This window comes from Roseivivax halodurans JCM 10272, from assembly GCF_000521785.1.
Taxonomy (GTDB): Bacteria; Pseudomonadota; Alphaproteobacteria; order Rhodobacterales; family Rhodobacteraceae; genus Roseivivax; species Roseivivax halodurans.
Map to the genome: position 1 here is coordinate 44622 of NZ_JALZ01000014.1, position 16778 is coordinate 61399.

At 66.7% G+C, this 16778-nt stretch carries 18 protein-coding genes; 5 read left to right on the plus strand and 13 right to left on the minus strand.

Annotated features, from left to right (window positions below):
* The first annotated feature begins 19 nt into the window (after nucleotides 1-19).
* The 3 genes from lepA (at nucleotide 20) to OCH239_RS13385 (ending at nucleotide 3513) form a co-directional block, all read left to right on the plus strand.
* Nucleotides 20-1822: a translation elongation factor 4 gene (lepA, locus tag OCH239_RS13380; RefSeq protein WP_037263559.1), complete on the plus strand. Its 1803-nt coding sequence runs from the start codon at nucleotides 20-22 to the stop codon at nucleotides 1820-1822.
* The gene (locus OCH239_RS22700; protein ID WP_157577876.1) at nucleotides 1822-2874 is read left to right on the plus strand and encodes a hypothetical protein; all 1053 of its coding nucleotides are present in this window, start codon (nucleotides 1822-1824) and stop codon (nucleotides 2872-2874) included. The genes lepA and OCH239_RS22700 overlap by 1 nt, the downstream gene beginning before the upstream one ends.
* A gap of 309 nt (nucleotides 2875-3183) precedes the next feature.
* On the plus strand, nucleotides 3184-3513 hold the full coding sequence (locus OCH239_RS13385; protein WP_037263562.1) for a DUF3140 domain-containing protein: 330 nt from the start codon (nucleotides 3184-3186) through the stop codon (nucleotides 3511-3513).
* A gap of 33 nt (nucleotides 3514-3546) precedes the next feature.
* Here the strand turns inward: OCH239_RS13385 and OCH239_RS22105 are convergent, their stop codons facing one another.
* The 4 genes from OCH239_RS22105 to OCH239_RS13400 form a co-directional block, all read right to left on the minus strand.
* Nucleotides 3547-3693 (minus strand): entericidin A/B family lipoprotein, encoded by a 147-nt coding sequence (locus OCH239_RS22105; RefSeq protein WP_084782450.1) that lies wholly within the window; start codon nucleotides 3691-3693, stop codon nucleotides 3547-3549.
* A gap of 110 nt (nucleotides 3694-3803) precedes the next feature.
* The gene (locus tag OCH239_RS13390) at nucleotides 3804-3992 is read right to left on the minus strand and encodes a hypothetical protein (protein ID WP_037263565.1); all 189 of its coding nucleotides are present in this window, start codon (nucleotides 3990-3992) and stop codon (nucleotides 3804-3806) included.
* Between the two features lie 99 nt (nucleotides 3993-4091).
* Nucleotides 4092-4349 carry a type II toxin-antitoxin system Phd/YefM family antitoxin gene (locus OCH239_RS13395; RefSeq protein WP_037263568.1) on the minus strand — a complete coding sequence of 86 codons (258 nt, stop codon included), beginning with the start codon at nucleotides 4347-4349 and terminating at the stop codon, nucleotides 4092-4094.
* Between the two features lie 166 nt (nucleotides 4350-4515).
* Entirely contained in the window at nucleotides 4516-4962 is a 447-nt protein-coding gene (locus tag OCH239_RS13400) for a low molecular weight protein-tyrosine-phosphatase (RefSeq protein ID WP_037263571.1), read from the minus strand.
* Between the two features lie 39 nt (nucleotides 4963-5001).
* Between OCH239_RS13400 and OCH239_RS13405 the strand changes: the two genes are divergently transcribed.
* A complete protein-coding gene (locus tag OCH239_RS13405) occupies nucleotides 5002-5691 on the plus strand; it encodes an NAD-dependent deacylase (RefSeq protein WP_037263573.1) in 690 nt (229 codons plus the stop codon).
* Here the strand turns inward: OCH239_RS13405 and OCH239_RS13410 are convergent, their stop codons facing one another.
* The 7 genes from OCH239_RS13410 to OCH239_RS13440 form a co-directional block, all read right to left on the minus strand.
* Complete coding sequence (locus OCH239_RS13410; protein WP_037263576.1) at nucleotides 5692-6132, minus strand: copper chaperone PCu(A)C; 441 nt, start codon at nucleotides 6130-6132, stop codon at nucleotides 5692-5694.
* 36 nt (nucleotides 6133-6168) lie between these two features.
* Complete coding sequence (locus tag OCH239_RS13415) at nucleotides 6169-6513, minus strand: hypothetical protein (RefSeq protein ID WP_037263579.1); 345 nt, start codon at nucleotides 6511-6513, stop codon at nucleotides 6169-6171.
* A 121-nt stretch (nucleotides 6514-6634) separates the two neighbouring features.
* Nucleotides 6635-6934, minus strand: a complete 300-nt coding sequence (gene rpmB / locus OCH239_RS13420; RefSeq protein ID WP_037263581.1) for a 50S ribosomal protein L28 — start codon at nucleotides 6932-6934, stop codon at nucleotides 6635-6637.
* Nucleotides 6935-7084: 150 nt separating this feature from the next.
* Nucleotides 7085-8095, minus strand: coding sequence for a methylmalonyl Co-A mutase-associated GTPase MeaB (gene meaB, locus OCH239_RS13425; protein WP_037263583.1), 1011 nt, complete (start codon nucleotides 8093-8095; stop codon nucleotides 7085-7087).
* A 143-nt stretch (nucleotides 8096-8238) separates the two neighbouring features.
* Nucleotides 8239-10680 carry an ATP-dependent helicase HrpB gene (gene hrpB, locus OCH239_RS13430; RefSeq protein WP_037263585.1) on the minus strand — a complete coding sequence of 814 codons (2442 nt, stop codon included), beginning with the start codon at nucleotides 10678-10680 and terminating at the stop codon, nucleotides 8239-8241.
* 78 nt (nucleotides 10681-10758) lie between these two features.
* A complete protein-coding gene (gene argF, locus OCH239_RS13435) occupies nucleotides 10759-11685 on the minus strand; it encodes an ornithine carbamoyltransferase (RefSeq protein ID WP_037263587.1) in 927 nt (308 codons plus the stop codon).
* 76 nt (nucleotides 11686-11761) lie between these two features.
* Entirely contained in the window at nucleotides 11762-12952 is a 1191-nt protein-coding gene (locus tag OCH239_RS13440) for an aspartate aminotransferase family protein (protein WP_037263589.1), read from the minus strand.
* A 428-nt stretch (nucleotides 12953-13380) separates the two neighbouring features.
* On the opposite strand from OCH239_RS13440, the gene OCH239_RS13445 reads away from it, so the two are divergent.
* On the plus strand, nucleotides 13381-14955 hold the full coding sequence (locus tag OCH239_RS13445; RefSeq protein WP_037263591.1) for a 2-isopropylmalate synthase: 1575 nt from the start codon (nucleotides 13381-13383) through the stop codon (nucleotides 14953-14955).
* Nucleotides 14956-14974: 19 nt separating this feature from the next.
* Here the strand turns inward: OCH239_RS13445 and OCH239_RS13450 are convergent, their stop codons facing one another.
* Entirely contained in the window at nucleotides 14975-15790 is an 816-nt protein-coding gene (locus OCH239_RS13450; RefSeq protein WP_037263592.1) for a hypothetical protein, read from the minus strand.
* On the minus strand, nucleotides 15790-16776 hold the full coding sequence (locus OCH239_RS13455) for a 2-hydroxyacid dehydrogenase (protein ID WP_037263595.1): 987 nt from the start codon (nucleotides 16774-16776) through the stop codon (nucleotides 15790-15792). The genes OCH239_RS13450 and OCH239_RS13455 overlap by 1 nt, the downstream gene beginning before the upstream one ends.
* Nucleotides 16777-16778 lie beyond the last annotated feature (2 nt).

Genomic DNA, 16778 nt, shown 5'->3' on the forward strand with positions numbered 1-16778 from the left:
CCCGCGTCATATGCCGAGGATGACCTCACGCGCCCTTATCCGCAACTTCTCCATCGTCGCCCATATCGACCACGGGAAGTCCACCCTGGCCGACCGGCTGATCCAGCTCACCGGCACCGTCGCCGAGCGTGACATGCAGGACCAGCTCCTCGACCAGATGGATATCGAGCGCGAGCGCGGCATCACGATCAAGGCCAACACGGTCCGGATCGAGTACCCCGCCAAGGACGGCAACACCTACGTCCTCAACATCATCGACACGCCCGGCCACGTCGACTTCTCCTACGAGGTCGCGCGCTCGATGCAGGCCTGCGAGGGCTCGCTGCTCGTCGTCGACGCGACCCAGGGCGTCGAGGCGCAGACCCTTGCCAACGTCTACACCGCCATCGACGCCGACCACGAGATCGTCCCCGTCCTCAACAAGGTCGACCTGCCCGCCGCCGACCCCGAGCGCGTGCGCGCCCAGATCGAGGACGTCATCGGCATCGACGCCTCCGAGGCCTGCCTCATCTCCGCCAAGACCGGCATCGGCATCCCCGATGTGCTCGAGGCCATCGTCACCAAGCTCCCGGCGCCGCTCGAGGGCGATGCCGAGAAGCCCCTCAAGGCGATGCTCGTCGATTCCAAGTACGACCAGTATCTCGGCGTCATCTGTATCGTCCGCATCATCGACGGCGTCCTGAGGAAGGGCGACCGCATCCGCATGATGAAGACCGGCGGCACCTACGACGTCGACGACGTCGGCGTCTACCGCCCCGCCATGACCGCCGTGAAGGAGCTCGGCCCCGGCGAGATCGGCTATCTCAACGCCTCGATCAAGCAGGTCCGCGACACCCGCGTCGGCGACACGATCACGCTCGAGAAACGCCCCTGCGAGACGCCCCTCCCGGGCTTCAAACCCTCCGTCCCGGTGGTCTTCTGCGGCCTCTTCCCGGTCGACGCCAACGATTTCGAGGACATGCGCGGCGCCATCGAGAAGCTCGCGCTCAACGACGCCTCCTTCACCTACGAGATGGAGACCTCGGCCGCGCTCGGCTTCGGCTTCCGCTGCGGCTTTCTGGGCCTGCTGCACCTCGAGGTGATCCGCGACCGGCTCGAGCGCGAATACGGCATCGAGCTCATCACCACCGCGCCGTCGGTGATCTACCACCTCTACACCAAGGACGGCGAGCGGCGCGACCTGCACAACCCCGCCGACATGCCCGACCCCTCCACCGTCGCCCATGTGGAGGAGCCGCGGATCAAGGCGACCATCCTCGTGCCCGACGAATATCTCGGCGACGTGCTCAAGCTCTGCCAGGAACGGCGCGGCATCCAGACCGACCTCACCTATGTGGGCGGCCGCGCCATGGCGGTCTACGATCTGCCGCTCAACGAGGTGGTCTTCGACTTCTACGACCGTCTGAAATCGGTCACCAAGGGCTATGCCAGCTTCGATTACGAGATGATCGGCTACCGCGAGGACAACCTCGTCAAGATGCAGATCCTCGTGAACGACGAGCCTGTCGACGCGCTCGCCATGATGGTCCACCGCGACCGGGCCGAGCAGCGCGGCCGCGCCATGTGCGAGAAGCTCAAGGACCTGATCCCGCGCCACATGTTCAAGATTCCGATCCAGGCGGCGATCGGAGCCAAGGTCATCGCCCGCGAGACGCTGTCGGCGATGCGCAAGGACGTGACCGCCAAGTGCTACGGCGGCGACGCGACGCGCAAGAAGAAGCTGCTCGAGAAGCAGAAGGCCGGCAAGAAGAAGATGCGCCAGTTCGGCAAGGTCGAGATCCCGCAGGAGGCGTTTATTTCTGCGTTGAAGATGGATAGCTGATGACGCTAGTGGGGTCCATTTCGCGAGTTAATAGCGGATGGGTTGCACTCACAGACGTCTTAGTGACACCGGAAACATATCAAGAGAAACCGTCAGGGTTCCTGCCTCTTCAAACCGGATTCAGCTTTGGAAACGTTACCAGAGGAAGCAGACTTGGCTCGAAATCTGCGATATCTGGCAACAACCTGTTTCTTTGGGCGGATAGCAGAATTTTCGCTGGCCGCGCTATCCGCAAACTATGTGAAAAACCTATTAAGTCCCAAGAAGAGTTCCTCGAAGCGCTCGAAGTCCTTGACGACACTGAAAGAGATGAGGTCGCACTTCATTGGTACTATCGTGAAGATGAAATAATCAGAGGCGGCTTCTTTGATAGAAAGAACGATGAAACTTTTCGGAGTTTCGCGGACTGGGATTTTCTATCTTCCGGAACCGGAGCCGAAGATTTCATCAACCTCGAGCCTCCTTACCTCAAGGGTGAAGGGGGAGACAAAGATCTTCGCTCAGCAAGTGTTTCTGGCGTTCTCGCGCACATATTGGTGAACCTATTCCACAGAGAATTCTACGTGCCCGTTCATCAATTTCAAGGATACGGTGGCTTTTATGAGATTTTTCTACCGTATGAACGAGATGGATTCCGCCGCGCGATCTACTCAGTTACCGAGTATTCAACTCGCGACCACCTCGGCGGAATAGACACCGGCCTATTTGATATCACAAGATTTTTGAAGTATATACCGGTAGGAAACGGAGCAGTGGTATTTGTCGGCGTGGGACGCCCGAAAGAATACGGCGATTTTTCTCCACTATTCGACCAGACTTGGATTTTGCCAATATCGGTCAGAGATGAGGAAGTAGCCAAATTAGACATCCACTCTGCACTTTGCCTTGAAGAGGACTTTTCCCTAAACTATTCGGTACTGGGTGCCACTGATTACTTCTTCGGAAATGATCCGGGGATCAGGTTTTCCATAGAAGGCAGCGGTATCAAAGCGGAGAAAGATCTCGACGGCTTTCACAAAATGCTAGAGCGACAGAAAAGTTGGATGTCATGAAATCCGGTTAAAAAATAGGACAACTACTTTCATCCCTACATTTGAACGACGCTTAAGCATCGAACTTCTGAGTATCTTAGGATGATCACATCGCTTTCCTGCATATATATCGCCCACCTTACCTTCGTTGACTATCTCACGTCTTTAAAACGACACGCAGCGGCACATCTGGACATTTAACGCACAATACAGCGTCTGCATAATTCTCCACCAAATCTCTAACGCCAACTACTTTTGGAGCTTGCATCCAAAGGAACCCCCTTGCCCTCTCCCCTGTTTTCCCGCGACACAGTAAAGAAAGAGCACCCCATGGCCAAATCGCGTGACGAGATCTGGGACGAGTGGCAGGACCTCGTGAACATGAATCCCAAGGAGCTGGAGGACTGGCTCGGGACGGAAGAGTCAAAGGAAGTCGGCGACAGCGAGGACGGCGAATCCACCGGCCATGCCTCGGAGCGGAAGATCGTGGAGATCCAGCGCACGAACAAGGACGACCTCTCGGACGGCCAGTGGGAGCACATGGGCAAGGTCGTCGCCTACATCAAGCGCCACAAAGCCCAGGGCGGCCCGGACGAGGACGCCGAGCAGTCCGACTGGCGCTATTCGTTGATGAACTGGGGCCACGATCCCCTGAAGTGACAGCGGACCCCCGGGAGGGTCCGCCTGTCCGGATCAGTCGTCCTCGAGCTCGCGCTCGGTTTCCTGAGCCTGGTTGGAGATGGCGTTGCCGGCGGACGAGATGTCCTGGCCCGCGCCGCCGATCGTCTCGCACGCGGCGAGACCGAGAAGGCCGAAAAGGGCGAGAAGTCGTAGTGTCATGTGCTTCGCTCCGAAAGCTGAGGCAGGGAACCTCCGACAGGCCAACGCCGGCGCAGACCCGCGCGTTCCCCCCTCCCCCCACCCGTACGGGCGGACGGGGACACCCCGCCTCAGCGCTTCTTCCCGGGCGCCTTCGCCCAGGGCATCATCATGCCCATCCACGCGTCCATCCAGGCCTTCTGCCACTCCTGCATCATCTGCGTCTGGGTCTTGCTCATCTCTGACATCATCTGACCGCGGGCGGCTCCGGTCGTGCTGTTCGCGGCCGAGAGCCACGCGCTCATCCAGGGGTTCTTCATCGCATCGCTCCTTCGCGCGGAATGCGCGACCTCGCTCAACCTGCCGCACGTGCCGCGGTTCCGCCGCGCGTGGTCTTGAGGCGCCTCCCGCCCCGCGCCTCAATCCTCGTGCCCCGTCCCGCGCCGCAAGGCCTGCCACGTCCGGAGCGCCGCGTCCTGCTGCTCGCGCAGGCGCCGCATCGACACCGCCGCGACCTCCTCCATGAGCTGGGCGTCCTGCACCGGGACGAGCGCCGCCACCGTCTCTCCGTGGCGCACGACGAAGACGTGGCCGCCGTCGTACTCGGCAAAGCGCACCCACTCGGCAAGCCGGGTGCGGAACTCGGTCATGGTCACGTCGCGCATCTTGGGTCGCATCGGGCGCCTCCCTCGATGCACCCTCCCACGGCAGGCGTTGACGCCGCCCGAAGCCCCCGCGCGTTGCGTCCCCCGCCGCCCTTACCCGGGCTGCGCGCAAATGGCCGGTTCGAGCCCCGAAACCCGCGCAAATTCCGTACGAAACGGCGCGAATTTCTCGTCTTTGTTACGAAACTAGCGCGTCGAGCAGCCTCTCGGCCGCCTCCTCCACCAGCGCAAGCGCCCCGTCGAAGTCCCGCGTATGATAGGGATCAGGCACGTCCCCGCCGTTCAGGTGCTGCGTGAACATCCCCAGTTCAGCCCGCGCCCCCTCGGGTTGCAGCGCCCGCAGATCGCGCAGATTCTGCCCGTCCATCGCAAGGATCATGTCGAAGTCATTGAAATCGCTGACGGATACCTGCCGCGCCCGAAGCTGCGAGAGATCGTATCCCCGCGCCCTCCCGGCGGCCTGCATCGGCCCGTAAGGCGGCTCGCCCACATGCCAGTCGCCCGTCCCGGCGCTGTCGAGCTCGAGCTCCAGCCCCCGCTCCGCCGCCATGCGCATCACCACCGCCTCCGCCGACGGCGACCGGCAGATATTGCCCAGACACACGAAGAGAATACGTTTCACCATGCCAGACACATAGCCGAAAAACGCAAGCGGGGCAAAGACATGGACGGCAAGATCGTCATCCTCACCGGCGCCGGGATCTCGGCCGAGAGCGGCCTCGGCACCTTCCGCGACGAAGACGGCCTCTGGACGAAGGTCCCGATCGAGGAGGTCGCCACCCCCGAAGCCTTCGCTCGCAACCCCGCGAAAGTGCACGACTTCTACAACATGCGCCGCGTCCGGGCCGCCGAGGCGCAGCCCAATGCCGCCCATCACGCCCTCACCCGCCTGCAGACCGAAAGGCCCGAGACGGTGATCGTCACCCAGAACGTCGACGCCCTCCACGAACGCGCCGGCGCCCGCGTCATCCACATGCACGGAGAGCTCTGCCGCGCGCTCTGCGCCGCCTGCGACCACCGCTGGGACGCTCCGCCCGAGATGTCACCCGGAGCGGCCTGCCCCGCCTGCGGCGCGCCGAAAGCGCGCCCCGACATCGTGTGGTTCGGCGAGATGCCCTACCACATGGAGGAGATCGCCGGGCATCTTCGCGCGGCCGATCTCTTCGTCGCGATCGGCACGTCCGGCGCGGTCTACCCCGCCGCGGGCTTCGTCGAGGAGGCCCGCATGGCCGGGGCCGAGACGCTCGAGCTGAACCTCAATCGCTCCGACGTGAGCGCCGCCTTCGACGCCCACGCCCTCGGTCCGGCCAGCGAGATCGTCCCGGCCTGGGTCGACGAGATGCTCGCCCGCTGATCAGTGCCCGTGCGGCATCCGGTCGTTGTCGACGGGGATCTCGACCTGCACGTCCCCGGCCTTCTCGAAGGTCAGGGTCACCGGGATCGTGTCGCCGTTCTCCCACGTCTCGCGCAGCCCCATGAACATCACGTGGTCGCCGCCCCGCCCGAGGACATGAGTTCCCCCTGCCGGTACCGCAAACCCCTCCTCGACTTCGGACATGATCATCATGCCGTTCGCATCCTCGGCATGGGTGTGCAGCTCGACCTGATCGGCGGCGTCCGAAGACACGCCGACGATCCGGTCGTCCTCATCCCCGTCGTTTTCGAGGACCATGAAGGCCGCTCCGCTCTTGGCAACGGGTGAGGCCGCGCGGGCATAGGCGTCCGTGACCGTGATGTCGGCGAGCGCAGGGGTCGCGAGCACGAGAAGGCCCGCCGTAAGAAGGATCGATTTCATCTGTTCCATTTCCGTCTGATGTAAGCTGGATGGGTTTCAGACGGATGAAGGCGGCGCCCGCGCCCGCGCGTCAGGCGCAACCCGGCCTTCCGAGAGCGGCGCGGAGCCCAGAAAGACGGCGCCGGTCAGTACGAGGTCCGGTCCGGCGACGTCCTGCGGCAGACCTCGGTCGACCAGTATCGCGGCCGCCCCGTCGGGGCAAAGCTGGCTCTGCCTCACCGGGGTGCCGTCCGCGCCGAGCGTGACCGTCACGACCGACAGACCGTGGCAGATGACCACCTCACCCGCCGGTCGCGGCAAGCCGCGGGCGACGGCAAACTCCACGCTCGCAAGAGCGAGGAGAAGCGAGAGGAGGCATATGGAAGCGGAGCGTGCCGTCATGCTCCGCTCAATGCCAGCAAGAGCGCCATGCGGCAATGCGACAAGTCGGTCCCGGAAACGCAAAACGCTCCCGGAACCGCATCGGTCCGGGAGCGCCTGACATCGTCGCAACGATGGAAGATCAGGCTTCGGCGGTCGCCGCGGCCTGTGCCTTCGCGATCTCGTTCTTCACCTTCAGCGCCTTTGCCGACAGCTCGACATCCTTCGCCTTGGCAAGGAACTTGTCGAGCCCGCCACGGTGGTCGACCGAGCGCAGCGCCGAGGCGGAGATGCGCAGCTTGACGCCGCGGCCGAGCGTTTCGGACTGCAGCGTCACGTCGTTCAGGTTCGGCAGGAAGCGGCGCTTCGTCTTGTTGTTGGCGTGGCTGACGTTGTTGCCAACCATCGGCCCTTTTCCGGTCAGTTCGCAGACACGCGACATGGGATCATCCTCGTCTTCTCTCGCGCGGGGAGGCGATGGGATCCCCGCCAATATGAAAGGGCGCGTGCGATCTCTAGCCCGCGCCCGGAATCTGGTCGCGCTTCACTAAGGCCGCAGCATGCGCGCGTCAACCCCCGGTGCGCGCCTCGATCACACCTGATCGGCCAGCTCCGCGTCCGGCATCTGGAGGAACTCGCGCAGGAGCGTCTCGGCCGCAACGGCCGCGGTCACCTCGCCGCGCTCGACCTCCTCGGCCATGCGCGCCATCGCCCCCTTCACCGGCTCACGCTTCAGCCGCGCGAGCAGGCCCTCGCGCACCTCGGCTTCGAACCAGTAGCGCGCCTGCTCGGCCCGCCGCGTCTCCCAATGCCCATGATCCTTCCGCCAGGAGGCGAGCGCCGTCATCTCGCCCCAGACGCCCTCGAGCCCGGCCTCCTCGACCGCCGAGACGGTCATCGCCTTGGGAAACCCCTCGGGATCCTGCGGGCGCTTGCGCAAGAGCCGCAGCGCCCCGGCGTAATCGCTACAGGTGCGCGTCGCGGTCGATTTGAGCTCGCCGTCCGCCTTGTTGACGACGAGAAGGTCCGCCATCTCCATGATCCCGCGCTTCACCCCCTGCAGCTCGTCCCCGCCCGCGGGCGCGAGCAGGAGGCAGAAGAGATCGGTCATCTCGGCGACCACGGTCTCGGATTGCCCGACGCCCACCGTCTCGACGAGCACGGCATCGAAACCCGCCGCCTCGAGAAGCGCGATCGCCTCGCGCGTCCGGCGCGCGACGCCCCCCAGATGCGATTGTGCGGGCGACGGTCGGATGAAGGCGTTCGGATCGCGCGACAGCCGCTCCATCCGGGTCTTGTCGCCGAGGATCGACCCGCCCGACCGCGCCGAGGAGGGATCGACCGCGAGAACGCCCACGCGCTTGCCCTGCCTCGTCAACATGGTGCCGAACGCCTCGATGAAGGTGGACTTGCCGACGCCCGGCGTGCCCGACAGCCCGACCCGAAGCGCCTCGCGTCCGTGATCCTCGGCGTTCAGCCGCTCCATCAGCCGCGTCGCCGCCTGCCGGTGATCCGCGCGCCCGCTTTCGATCAGCGTGATCGCCCGCGCCAGCGCCCTCCTGTTGCCCTCCAGAACGCCGCGCGCAAGGTCCTCGATCTCCATGAAAGCTCCTGTCTGCCCGGGTTCCCGATCCTGCATCGGCCCGGCCCCATGTCCACACCGCATGCCGCTTCTTCTTGACGGAAATATCCCGGGAGCGCGAGGGCAGAGCCCTCGCTCGGGCGCGGATCGCGGGTCCGGCCGCCCTAGCTCCGCCGCTTGACGCGCAGGGTGGGGTCCTCCTCGCGCGGGTCTTCCGGCCAGGGATGCTTGGGGTAGCGCGCCCTCATGTCCTTGCGGACATCGGCGTAGGAGCCTTGCCAGAACCCCGGCAGGTCGGTCGTCGTCTGCACGGGACGGTTCGCGGGCGACAGGAGCGTCACCCGCAGCGGCACGCCACCGACGGTCGGATGGATGCGCTGGCCGAACATCTCCTGCAGGCGCAGCGATATCTCCGGCGCCTCGCCGGTATAGTCGATCGGGATCTGCCGGCCGAGCGGTGTCGTGAACGCTCCGGGCACGGCGGCGTCGAGCGCCTGTTTCTGCGGAAAGTCGAGCCGCGCTTCGAGCGCCGGGACGAGGTCGAACCGTTTCCACTCCTCGGCGCTCTTCACGCCCGAGAGAAACGGCAGCAGCCAGTCCTCGAGCGTCGCCATGAGCGCTGCCTCGGACATGTCGGGAAGCTCGTGGCCATCGGCTCGGGCAAGCGCCACCCGTGCGGCGAACCGCTCCGCCTTCGGCGAGAGCTTCAGCCCGAGCTCGCGCACGCCCTCGAGCATGGCGGCGGCGACGGCGTCCGGCGGCACGTCCTTCCAGAGCCGGTCGTCGAGCACAAGCGCCCCGAACCGCTCCTGCTGGCGCGCGACCACCCGGCGCTCGCGCCGCGACCATTCGCAGACATCCTCCCAGGTGATGCGGTCGCCGTAGAGCTCGCGCAGCTCCACCTCCTCGAGCCGCGCCGCCTGCCGGATCCGGGCCTCGCGCGGATCGCCGTCGAGATCCGTCGCCACGATGAGCCGCGTCGCGCCCAGCGGATCGTCGGCCGCGGTGATCGCGCCCTTGCCGCCCGACAGGATGTAGCGCGGCGCATCACCCTTGCGGCGCAGGCCGATCCGGTCGGGATAGGCCAGCGCGGCGAGCGCTCCGGGGCTGAGATCGCGCGCCGCGCCCTTGGGCGCCGCCTTGCGCAGGCGCTTCGCCTCGTCGCGGATGCGGTGCAGCGCGGCCTGCCGGATCTCGTGCGGACGCTCGGCGAGGAACCTCTTGGCGTCCCTCAGCGCCTCGAGCCGCAGCCGCAGATCCGACGGCGCGCGCTTCAGCGGGTCGCGGTCCGAAAGGAGCGCCGCAAGCGGCGCAGCGTCGGGCCCCGCGATCGCAAGCATGTGCGCGAGGCGCGGATGCAGGGGCAGACCGGCTAGGCTCCTGCCATGGGGCGTCACGAGCCCCTGAATGTCGAGCGCGCCCAGCATCTGCAGTAGCGCCTGCGCCTCGCGGAACGCGCCCTCGGGCGGCGGCGTCAGGAACGGAAGATCGGCCGGCGCCGCCCCCCAGAGCGCCAGCTCGAGCGCGAGGGCGGCAAGGTCCGCGGCCTCGATCTCGGCCGGGGGGTGGGCGGCGAGCGCCCCCTCCTCGCCGCGCGTCCAGAGCCGGTAGGCGACGCCCGGCGCGACGCGGCCCGCGCGGCCCGCGCGCTGCGTCGCCTCGGCGCGGGTCACCTTCTCGGTCACCAGCCGCGACATGCCCGAAGACGGATCGAACCGCGCCCGCCGCGCCTTGCCACCATCGACGACGACCCGGATGTCCTCGATCGTCAGCGAGGTCTCGGCGATCGAGGTCGACAGCACCACCTTGCGTCCCTGCGTCTCGGGCCGGATCGCCGCGCGCTGGTCGCCCATCTCCATCGCGCCGAAGAGCGGCCGCACATGGCACTCCTTCGGCAGGCGTCCCGCCAGGCGCGAGGCGACATTCCGGATCTCGCCCTCCCCGGGCAGGAAGACGAGCACGCCGCCGTCCGTCTCGCGGACGGCCTGCGCGACCAGATCCGCGACCGCGTCCTCGTAGCGCTGGCGCTTCGCCAGCGGCGCCTCCAGCCAGCGTGTCTCCACCGGATAGGCGCGGCCTTCGGAGGTGACGACCGGCGCATCCATAAGCGTGGCAACCGGCCCCGCCTCGAGCGTCGCCGACATCGCGAGGAGTCTCAGATCCTCGCGCAGCGCGCCGGCGATCTCGAGGCAGAGCGCAAGACCGAGATCGGCGTTGAGCGAACGTTCGTGGATCTCGTCGAAGATCACCGTCCCGACTCCCGAAAGCTCGGGATCCGATTGCAGGCGGCGCGTCAGGATGCCTTCGGTGACGACCTCGATCCGCGTTTGCGGCCCGACCTTGGCCTCGCCGCGGATGCGGTAGCCGACGGTCTCGCCGACGCGCTCGCCGAGCGTCTCCGCCATGCGCTCCGCCGCCGCCCGCGCCGCCAGCCGCCGGGGCTCGAGCATGACGAGCGTGCCCTCCACGAGCCCCGCCTCGAGCAGCGCCAGCGGCACGCGGGTGGTCTTGCCCGCGCCGGGCGGCGCCTGGAGCACCGCACGCCCCCGTTCGCGCATCGCGGCGAGCAGATCGGGCAACGCCTCTTCGATGGGCAGTTTGTCCATGGTCTCGCTCCCGCGCAGGCATGATAGGTAAGCCGGGCACCCGGCTTCCGGAGGACAGGCGGTGCCTGCCACTCGGGCTCAGGCGTTGAGGCACCAGCGCATGATGGCCTTCTGGGCGTGCAGGCGATTCTCGGCCTCGTCCCAGATGACCGAATGGGGCCCGTCCATCACTTCGCTCGTGACTTCCTCTTCCCGGTGTGCGGGCAGGCAATGCATGAAGAGCGCGTCGGGCTTGGCGCGCTCCATGAGCTTGGCGTTCACCTGATAGGGCCGCAGCATGTTGTGCCGCCGCTCGCGCGCCGATTGCGCATCGTGCATCGACACCCAGGTGTCGGTGATGATGAGGTCCGCGCCCTCCACCGCCTTCATCGGATCGCGCTCGATGGTCACGTCGACGCCCTTCTGGCGGGCATGACCGACGAACTCCATCTCCGGATCGAGCTGCACCGGCCCGGTGAAGGTGAAGTCGAACCCCATCTGCGCCGCCGCGTGCAGCCACGAGGCGCAGACATTGTTGCCGTCGCCGGACCACACCACCTTGCGGCCCTGGATCGGGCCGCGATGCTCCCGGTAGGTCTGCAGGTCCGCCATGATCTGGCAGGGATGCGAGCGGTCGGTCAGCCCGTTGATCACCGGGACGGAGGCGTATTCCGCCATCTCGGTCAGAACGCTCTCGTCGAAGGTGCGGATCATGATCATGTCGACGTAGCGGCTGAGGACGCGCGCGGTGTCGGCGATGGTCTCGCCGTGACCGAGCTGCATGTCGGCGCCTGACAGCACCATGGTCTCGCCGCCCATCTGGCGCACGCCCACGTCGAAGGAGACGCGCGTACGGGTCGACGGCTTCTCGAAGATCAGCGCGACCATGTGGTTCTTCAGCGGCTGCTCGGCGTCGGGCGTCGCCTTGGGCGCGCCGTTCCGCGCCGCCTTCATCGCCGACGCCTGCGTCAGGATCGCTTCGAGGTCGGACGGGTCTGTCTTGTGGATGTCGAGGAAGTGGTTCATCGGTTTATGCTTTTTGTCGGTAGCGGATCCGGGGGCCAGCCCCCGGATCCGCGGAGTATTTTTGCCAAGAAGAAGATCAGGCCGGGGCCTTTGATTTCAGCGAGACGGCGGTGGCGGTGCGGTCGAGGCGGTGCACCGCCTCCGCGATGTCCTCGTCGGTGAGGGTGAGCGGCGGCAGCAGGCGCACCACGTTGTCTCCGGCCGGCACAGCGATGAGCTCGTGCTCGTAGCAGGCCTGCACCACGTCGGTGTTGGGCACGACGCATTTGAGGCCGAGCATCAGGCCGTGGCCACGGACCTCTTCGAAGACGTCGTAATGCGTCGCGACGATGCTCTCGAGCCGCTGTCGCAGCGCTCCGGCCTTGCGGCGCACCTCGGAGAGGAAGTCCGCATCGGCGACATGCTTCATCACCTCGAGCCCGACCGCGCAGCCGAGCGGGTTGCCACCGTAGGTCGAGCCGTGCGTGCCCGCCGTCATGCCCGAGGCGGCCTCCTCGGTCGCGAGGACCGCGCCGAGGGGGAAGCCGCCGCCGATGCCCTTGGCGACCATCATGATGTCGGGCGTGATCCCGGCCCATTCGTGGGCGAAGAGCTTGCCGGTCCGGCCCATGCCGCACTGCACCTCGTCGAGGATCAGCAGGAGCCCCTTCTCGTCGCAGAGCTGGCGGAAGCCTTGAAGGCAGTGATCGGGCATCGTGCGGATGCCGCCCTCGCCCTGAATGGGCTCGAGAAGGATCGCGCCCGTGGTCTCGGTGACGGCGTCGCGGATGCCCTCGTGATCGCCCCAGTCGACATGGGTGAAGCCGGGCAGGACCGGGCCGAAGCCCTTGACCATCTTCTCCGATCCCGCGGCGGCGATCGCGGCGCTGGAGCGGCCGTGGAAGCTGCCCGAGAAAGTGACGATGTCGGTCTTCTCGGGATGCCCCTTCTCGGACCAGTACTTGCGCGCCATCTTGACCGCAAGCTCGCAAGCCTCGGTGCCGGAATTGGTGAAGAACACCGTATCGGCGAAGGTCGCCTCGACCAGCCGGTCCGCCAGCGCCTCCTGCTCCGGGATCTGGTAGAGGTTCGAGACGTGCCAGAGCTTGCCGGCCTGTTCGGTCAGCGCCCTGGTCAGTGCGGGATGCGCATGGCCGAGCGCGTTCACCGCGATGCCGGCCCCCATGTCGAGAAAGCGTCGACCATCCGCCTCGACCAGCCAGGAGCCTTCCCCATGCGTGAAGCTCAACGGGGCGCGGTTGTAGGTGGGCAGGACGGACGGGATCATCGGATCGCTCCTTCGCGACAAGAGCCCAAGAGGTGCCAAGGGCCGTTCATATAGTCAACATGGGATGGGAGGGGTGACGGGCAACGCACCGCGCGCCCGGGCCGGGCGGCGGAGGGGAAAGGCTCAGCGGCCTCGTCGGATCGTGGTGTTGCCGGTCATGACCCGTCTCGAACCATGCGGGCGCCGCCTTGGCAAGAAAAAACCGCGTCAAGCGGGGTTTTCTTTCACGAAGTGACGCGTATAGTCGCGGCCATGACCAGCTTGGCCCATATCGCGACGCGCGTCCGCCCTTCGGCGGCGCTTCCGCTCGGCCTGCTTCTCCTTACCCGCCTCTGAGCGCGGCCTTCTCGGCGCGACCGCTCAGAGGACAGGGAGCCCGCGCCGAGAGAGCCATTCCGAGAAGCAACCAAAATTCCGAGACCCGAGCCATGACCGATAGACCCAAGGACCGCGTGCTGATCTTCGACACCACGCTGCGCGACGGCGAGCAATCGCCCGGCGCCACCATGACCCACGCCGAGAAGCTGGAGATCGCCGAGCTTCTCGACGACATGGGCGTCGACATCATCGAAGCGGGCTTCCCGGTCGCCTCCGAGGGCGATTTCCGTGCGGTGAAGGAGATCGCCGAACGCTCCAAGCAGGCGGTGATCTGCGGGCTGGCCCGCGCCAACCCGACCGATATCGACCGCTGCTGGGAGGCCGTGAAACACGCGGAGCGCCCGCGCATCCACACCTTCATCGGCACCTCGCCGCTGCACCGGGCCATCCCCAACCTCGACAAGGACCAGATGGCCGAGCGGATCGAGCAGACCGTGACCCATGCCCGCAATCTCTGCGACAACGTGCAATGGTCGCCTATGGACGCGACGCGCACCGAGTGGGATTACCTCTGCCGCGTGGTCGAGATCGCGATCAAGGCGGGTGCCACGACGATCAACATCCCCGACACGGTGGGCTACACCGCGCCCAACGAGAGCGCCGACCTCATCCGGCGGCTGATCGCGACGGTGCCGGGCGCGGACGAGATCGTCTTCGCCACGCATTGCCACAACGACCTCGGCATGGCGACGGCCAACAGCCTCGCCGCGGTCGAGGGCGGCGCGCGCCAGATCGAATGCACGATCAACGGCCTCGGTGAGCGCGCGGGCAACACCGCGCTCGAGGAGGTGGTGATGGCGCTGCGCACGCGCGGGGACATCCTGCCGTACGAGACCGGCATCGACACCAGGAAGATCATGCACATCTCGCGCCGCGTCGCGACGGTCTCGGGCTTCCCGGTGCAGTTCAACAAGGCGATCGTGGGCAAGAACGCCTTCGCCCACGAGAGCGGCATCCACCAGGACGGCATGCTCAAGAACGCCGAGACCTTCGAGATCATGCGCCCCGAGGATGTGGGCCTCGCCGCGACCAACCTCGTCATGGGCAAGCATTCGGGCCGCGCCGCGCTGCGCGCCAAGCTGAAGGATCTCGGCGTCGAGGTAGGGGACAACCAGCTCAAGGATCTCTTCGTGCGGTTCAAGGAACTCGCCGACCGCAAGAAGGAGGTCTACGACGAGGACATCCTCGCGCTCGTGACGGCGACCACGACTGACGGGATGGCCGACCGGCTGCAGCTCCTGAATCTCAGCGTCACCTGCGGCACCGGGGGCCCGGCGCGCGCCGAGATCGAGATGGAGATCGACGGCGCGGAACACTCGGCCACCTGCGAGGGCGACGGACCGGTGGATGCGAGCTTCAAGGCGGTCCGCGCCCTGCACGAGACCAACGCGCATCTGCAGCTCTACCAGGTGCACGCAGTGACGGAAGGCACCGACGCGCAGGCGACGGTCAGCGTGCGGCTCGAGGAGGACGGCATGATCGCCACGGGGCAGTCTGCCGACACCGATACCGTTGTCGCCTCGGCCCGCGCCTATATCAACGCGCTGAACCGCCTGCTCGTGCGCCGCGAAAAGACCGGACCCGGCGCCGACGCCCGCGAGATCAGCTACAAGGACGTCGGCTGACCGAGAGGGCGGCGCGTCCTCAGGCGCGCCGTCTCCGCATCACCCAGAGCGCGACGCCGACGATGGCGAGCGGCAGGATCAGGGTGCGCAAGAGCAGAAGACCGATCACCGTCAGTGACGCGGAAAGGATCGTGTCCGCCTCCGAGAGGAAATACCCCACGCTGTCGCGATAGGCTGCGATCCCGTCCCAGACATCGCCGATGCTGTCGCCGCCGAGATCGGAGAACCACGAGCCATCCTCCTCGGGCAGGGCCTGCGGCTCTTCCGGGGTGATGCCGCGCGCCCGGTCCGCGATCTCGGCAAGCTCCGCCCGCGCCTCCGTCAACCGCGTCTCGGTGAGCCTGTCGGCCATCCCGGCGCCGGACCAGAAGAGCAGCGGCAGGACGAAGGCGAGCGCCGCGCCCGCGACCACCGCGCGGTCGAGCAGCATGCCGACCCGCCCCCCGCGCGGCGCGATGAACCAGGGCACGAGAGCGGCCAGCAGCAGCCCCGCGCCGAGCACGCCGAGCGGTCCGACCGCAACCGACAGCGTTGCGGCTACCACCGAGACGGCAAAGACCGCCGCCGCCACGCGCTCGACCGTGTCGTCGACCGGCTCGAGCACCTTGATCGGCTGGGCATTGACCGACGCCACCATCGAGCCGCCAACCTCGATCTCCTGCGCGACCGAAAGCGTCGCGTTGATGGCACGAAGCGAGACGTAGACGGCGCCCGCCGCCACGGCGATGCGGCTGGCCGCGCGTTCGGCGCCGCTCACCGCGGGGTTCTCGACCGACAGCGACAGCACCGCCGCCAGCGCGAGCACAAGAGCGGCCAGTGTCCGGCGCAGGCTCATCACAGCATGGACGGCAGCACCTGATCCGGCGGACGATGCCCGTCGGCGAAGGTCTTGACGTTGATCAGGACCTTCTCGCCCATCTCGGTCCGTCCTTCATGCGTCGCCGAGCCCATATGCGGCAGCAGCACCACGTTCTTCAGCGCCCGAAGCTCCGGGTTCACGTCCGTCCCGCGCTCGTAGACGTCGAGGCCTGCCCCGGCGAGATCGCTTGCCTGCAGCCGGCGGATCAGCGCGTTCTCGTCGATCACCTCGCCGCGGGAGGTGTTCACGATCACCGCCTCCGGCTTCATCAGCCGCAGCCGCCGCGCATTGAGAAGATGGAAGGTCGCCGGTGTGTGCGGGCAGTTCACCGACACCACGTCCATGCGGGCGAGCATCTGGTCGAGACTGTCCCAGTAAGTCGCCTCCAGCGCGCTCTCGGTCTCTTCGCGCAGACGCCGGCGGTTGTGGTAATGCACCTGCATCCCGAAGGCCCTGGCGCGGCGCGCCACCGCCTGCCCGATCCGGCCCATGCCGAGGATCCCGAGCCGCTTGCCGCCGATGCGATGGCCGAGATACGCCGTCGGCGCCCAGCCGGTCCAGGCGCCGTCCTGCATCGTCGCGAGGCCTTCGGGGATGCGCCGCGTCACGCCCAGCATCAGGGCCATGACCATGTCGGCGGTATCCTCGGTCACGACGCCCGGCGTGTTCGAGACCAGGATCCCGCGGGTCCTTGCGGTGTCCACGTCGATGTGGTCCACACCTGCACCATAATTCGCGATCAGCTTGAGCCGCTCGCCCGCCTGACCGATCAGCCCGGCATCGATGGTGTCGGTGAGCGTCGGCACCAGGACGTCGGCATTCTGCATCGCATCGAGCAGCTGCCCCCGGCTCATCGGCGTGTCGTCTTCGTTGAGCGTGACGTCGAAGAGTTCCTTCAACCGCGTCTCGACGACCTGGGGCAGGCGTCGCGTGACGACAACACTCAGGCGCTTTGATGGCATCC